Source organism: Planctomycetia bacterium (genome assembly GCA_034440135.1).
In the GTDB taxonomy this organism is placed as follows: Bacteria; Planctomycetota; Planctomycetia; order Pirellulales; family JALHLM01; genus JALHLM01.
In genome coordinates this window covers 1-5,164 of record JAWXBP010000051.1, presented here as the reverse complement: position 1 = coordinate 5,164, position 5,164 = coordinate 1, and the positions used below count along the sequence as shown (strand labels likewise).

At 58.1% G+C, this 5,164-nt stretch carries 5 protein-coding genes; all 5 read right to left on the bottom strand.

Annotated elements, in window-relative coordinates; translation table 11 throughout:
• Nucleotides 1-334: 334 nt before the first annotated feature.
• Complete coding sequence (locus SGJ19_02670; GenBank protein ID MDZ4779136.1) at nt 335-1,174, bottom strand: PP2C family protein-serine/threonine phosphatase; 840 nt, start codon at nt 1,172-1,174, stop codon at nt 335-337.
• Nucleotides 1,175-1,325: 151 nt separating this feature from the next.
• The gene (locus SGJ19_02665; protein MDZ4779135.1) at nt 1,326-1,796 is read right to left on the bottom strand and encodes a peroxiredoxin; all 471 of its coding nucleotides are present in this window, start codon (nt 1,794-1,796) and stop codon (nt 1,326-1,328) included.
• A 35-nt stretch (nt 1,797-1,831) separates the two neighbouring features.
• Nucleotides 1,832-2,281, bottom strand: a complete 450-nt coding sequence (locus SGJ19_02660) for a hypothetical protein (protein MDZ4779134.1) — start codon at nt 2,279-2,281, stop codon at nt 1,832-1,834.
• Nucleotides 2,282-2,292: 11 nt separating this feature from the next.
• Nucleotides 2,293-3,231, bottom strand: coding sequence for an SRPBCC family protein (locus tag SGJ19_02655; protein ID MDZ4779133.1), 939 nt, complete (start codon nt 3,229-3,231; stop codon nt 2,293-2,295).
• 165 nt (nt 3,232-3,396) lie between these two features.
• The gene (locus tag SGJ19_02650) at nt 3,397-4,911 is read right to left on the bottom strand and encodes an SDR family oxidoreductase (GenBank protein ID MDZ4779132.1); all 1,515 of its coding nucleotides are present in this window, start codon (nt 4,909-4,911) and stop codon (nt 3,397-3,399) included.
• Nucleotides 4,912-5,164: the final 253 nt, after the last annotated feature.

Genomic DNA, 5,164 nt, shown 5'->3' with positions numbered 1-5,164 from the left:
CAACCAGACCATGTCGATGGCGAAAAAAGCCAGCAGCATGCAGAAGTACAACTTGAGATGAAAGGTCGTCATCTAAGCGTGGGACTCCAGTCGTAGAATCGGAGTTTCCCGGTTCGCTCCAAGCGCATCGTAGCAGAGTTGGTACTGTGAACCAACTCGCGAGCCGGCGGAGAGTTTCATGCTCATGCTTCAAATCAACGGGGGGTTTACGCCGCCTCGTCCAATCGCACCGGTTGCGCTGGATGTCTCTGAGCCAAGAGGACGGACGAGGCGTTTCCTTGCGCGTGAAACACGTCCTTTGACCTTATCTTCCAATCGTAGATTCAATGGATTATCAGCGAAACCGAGTCTTGTCGACCACAATCCCAAGAAGTCGAAACGGGGCCAGCACGGTGTTCCACCACGAGGCCCGGCTACCGTCGGCGCACGCCAACAGCAAGCTCAAGTCGTCGTCAATTGGCGCAGTCGTCGCGTCACGAATTGTCGTGATCAAGCACTGCAGTAGACGGTCGGGACGTGTGGCATCCAGCTGTTGGACTAGATTCAGCAGGCCTTTCGAATCCAACAGATTTCCGTCGGCAGCGCGGGCCTCCGTCACGCCGTCCGTGTAGGCCAGAATCATATCACCAACGCCGAGCGTCAGATGCGTTTCGCCATAGGCCGCGCTTTCTGAGATACCCCAAGGCGTATCGTGCAGGCCAGTCGAAACAGCGGCATCCGGCGCGATTTCGAAGATCTCCCACCTTCCAGTATTTCGGCGATAGAGCAGCGGGGATGGGTGGCCTGCGACGCTCAGCTGAAAGGAATGTGTGCTGGCGAAAAAGGTACCCACGATGGCCGTGGCAAAGCTGCCCTCCTGGTTTAGCTCGACGAATTCTCGATTCATCCCTTCTACGAACTGAGTTTGGCTGATGCGGTTGACGTGCTGTCGCATCAGGTCACGCAGTCGCCGGGCCAATCTCGAAACTCGTGGTCCATGGCCGCTTACATCAGCCAGGAGCAGCCGGGAAATACGCCCCGAGGCACAGGACGAAAGATAGTAGACGTCACCTCCGCTGCCCGCATTCTCGTGAGGACAGGAATAGACCCAGACATCCAGGCCGGGCCGGTGAACGTGCTCTTCCACTCCCTGGTTTCCGCCCCAGATCTCCAAACACTGCATTGGTTCGGCCATGAATCGCTCGCTAGTGGTAACGCCGGTTCACCAAGGATCGAAATAATTCTTCAAACAAGAGTTCCCGCTGATCTTCAGCTATCTGACTTGATCGGCAGCCTGTCAACGAATGCTTTTTACATAGAGCGTGGGCGGGATGAGCTGCACCGCATCATGGGGACGTCCGGCTTAATGCGTTTACCGTCTTCAGGGCTTCACGGACATGTTCGTCAGAAGCGAATGGCGCCGAGAAGATTTGTCGGATGACACCTTCTTGATCGATGACGAAGGTGACGCGTCCCGGAAGTAGCCCCAATGTCTTCGGCACCGCAAACGCCTTGCGGAGCAAACCGTCCACGTCGCTGACCAAGGGAAACGACAGTCGGTGCTGCTGCGCGAACGCACTGTGCCTTTCCTCAGAATCGCTGCTGACGCCAATCACGTCCGCCCCGGCGTGGATAAACTGCTCATACGAATCGCGAAAGGCGCATGCCTCTTGCGTGCACATCGGCGTGCCATCCTTGGGGTAGAAGAAAAGCACCAACGCACGCTTTCCCAAATAATCAGAAAGGCAGAGCTTCCTACCGTCGGAAATCGTCGCGGAAAAGTCCGGTGCGCGGTCGCCAACTTCAACCTTTGCCATGCTCGTTCTCACACAATTTGCGATGTCGGTATCCTTCAGCGTAATGCTACCCATGCCATCCATAGCACCAAGCCCCCCCGCAAGCTCCAGGCTGAGGTGCGCAACCAGTTGGTCGAGACGAGTCGCTGATGAACAAGCGAGTCAAAGCCCCGAGATAGTACGTCGTGACAGGGGACCTGCGCAAAGGCCGTCGACAACCAGATGACTCCTAACAGTGCCAATCCAGTCCACAAGAAAAAGCTGGGGACGGCCGTTGGGTGGACCCAAAAAAGAAGCACGGCGGTTGCAGCTTCGATCAGCATGACAGGCGCGACCACCCAGGTGATGTTCACGGTATGGCGCTGTTCATAGGCGGCGAATTCGGCGCTGCCGACGCTGGCAAACAACGGGTAGTGCACGACCTGTACGAACCAAATGAGCCCGACCATGTACAGAGATGATCCCAGGTGGGCCAGAAACAAGAGTCTGATCAGCGGGTTATTCATGCAAAATCCCTTTACACGGCTCTCGCTGAAGGCGTGTCGCTCGCTTGCGATGTGCTCGTCCATTCCCCGGACTCGATCAACCTCCGCGTCGTCTCATGCCGATAGCCGAACATGGCCTCCAGCTTACGCCGGACCAACCAGCCGCCGAGCCACCGCCCGACTACTCCAAGCGGAACCGCATAATCGACCTCGTCCCGCATCATGGTTCCTCCCTGTTCATCCCCGAGGAACCGATGGCGATGATACCAAAAAGCGAAAGGGCCTGATTCCTGGCGATCCGCGAACAGGCGCGGCGGATCGTATTCGGTGTGAATCGCGACCCAGCGAATCGGTAAGGGTCCGATTCGGCCGTGCAATACGACCCGACTACCAACCTGAAGGGATGCGGCGGATTCAGCTGGTTTCATGTTCTCCCAAGGCGGGATGAGTTGCTGCAAGGCGTCCTGGCTTTCGTGAAATCCAAAAACAACTTCCGGCGAAGCGTTAATTCTGCTTTCCTTGACATAGTGTGAGCACATCGCCGGCGCTGTGAGACGATCACTGCCCCGGTGTTTGGCCGCATCCCACAGAATCATGGCGAACGGAATCCACCACACTAGGTCGTTCGTCAGGATCGTTAATCCGAAGGAAGGTGGAAACGTTCCTCGAAGCAGCGCTACCAGGAATCCGATCGGACCGAGGACTTTGCCAAGCAGTCCGACCAGTACGATCGGCCAATGAGTTCGCGGGTCGCTTGCCGCGATGAGGTATCCGATTCCGTAAACTCCGACGATCATCCCCACGCATTGCCAGATTTCAGGATAATTGATCCGTTCCGCGCCGGTCAGGTCGAACAGCAGGTGGGGCCGGGCGATAGCAAGTGCTCCCCAAGCCAGGTTGTAGGTGCCCGCGGCCCAGAGCCAACGACTCGCCCAGAGTGACGGTCCTTTTGTTTCAGTAGCGATACTCATTCCCCCTCCCAGTCACTCGCATCCTCTTCCGCTGAATGTTGCGTTACGCGGGAATTCCCACAGCATCGCCTGATGACCATATTCTGTTCGGGCGGAAGCCGTCGCCAAGTTGTCCACTGTAAAAAGACCACTGTTAGGTCCATGCGTTCTCATCCCTGCTGTCGATCAAAGTGCAGCTCCCGAAGGGCGTGCGTCTGAGGTGGGCGCCTTTGTCTCGTCATCGCTCGGCGCTGCCGCAATTCGAGTGGTACTCTCCGCGGCGCGCGCCAGATTTCGCAGCATGCCGGCGAACACGAATTGATGCAGGGGATAGATTCCGTACCAATAGACGAGTCCGGCCAGTCCTCGCGGATCGAAAATCGCCGTCTGGCGAATCGTACTTCCTCGTGCGCATGGACTGACTTCGAATTCGAGCCAGGCGCGTCCCGGCAATTTCATTTCGGCCTTTAGGCGCAGTCGTCGATTGGGCTCAATGACCTCAACACGCCAGAAATCGAGCGGTTCGCCCACCTGCAGTTTGTCGGGATCGCGACGCCCGCGGCGCACACCCACTCCGCCGATCAGCAAGTCGAGAAAACCGCGCAGCGACCACAGCCAGTTCCCGTAGTACCAGCCGGCACGCCCACCAATGCGCCGAATGGGCACGAACGCCTGCTCTGGTGAAACATTCACTGCGATGGTTCGCGAATCCACGAGCCGCGAACCGAAACGGTCGCCCCCCCAACTTTGCGGCTTACCGGCCGATGAAAGCGAGTCCGACCAGAGGGTCTCGGCAAATTCCCGATCTTCGTTCACCAGAGCCCGGGCAATGGCTTCGCGGACGGAGCGGGGACGCACGGAGAAAATAGATTCTGCGAGGTTGCTGGAGACGAGTGTCGGATTCCGCAGACTTGCCACAAGCTTCCTGCCGACTCGGGCGTACAGCGGGGTCACGAGCCCTAACCACAGGCTAGACAGATACGGCGTCAATAGAGGCACGGGAATCATCCACCTCGTCAACCCGCGTTGTCGCGCGTACTCCTGCATGATCTGTCCATACGAAACCTGGTCGGGACCGCCAAGCTCGTAGACCTGTGACGCGGAGGCCGGAAGTTCCAATGCGGCAATCAAGTAAGCCAACAGGTCTTCCACGGCGATGGGTTGCGCCTTCACCTGAACCCACCGCGGGCAGACCATAATGGGCAGCCGCTCGACCAGCGCTCGGATCATCTCGAACGACAGGCTGCCTGAACCAATCACGATCGACGCGCGAAATTCGATCACCTGCGAATGATGGGCACGCAAAACATCCCCAGTCTCTTGACGACTGCGGAGGTGCTTAGAGAGCTTGTCATCGGGGTTGCCAAGTCCTCCCAAGTAGACCAGGCGACGAACGCCAGCGCGGGTGGCCGCTAACGCGAAATTTTCCGCCGCGATCCGATCCTGCGCTTCAAAGTCGCGGTTGTCGCCCATCGAGTGCACGAAGTAATAGGCGGTCTCAACTCCCTCGAAGGCGGCTTGCAGGGAGTGCACATCGAAGACGTCTCCCTGCACAATCTCGGTGGCGCCGTCGACACGTTCGCGCAGAGCTTCGGGCCGTCGGGTTAGGCACCTCACATGTTCGCCCCTCTGTTGCAGTAGCGACAGCAGACGCCCCCCGACGTAGCCCGTGGCTCCGGTCAATAGGATCATCCTCGACATCTCGGACTCCTATCGGCTTTAAGACACGTGATTTGATCGCAACCGTCCTCACTGACGCGGAAGCAGCCTCCGAACCAAGCAGGACGGATTGGGAAGCACTTCCACACTGCCAAGCCAGCCTATACGAACGAGCAGCCGGACGTCAGACCGGGTGAGCAACGCTCGTAGAAGATGGGCCATGGATCGCCAACTCCGTCGGAGCGTAAGCAACGTACGCACACTTTTCGCGGAGAAAACCACGGTTTGTCCCTCT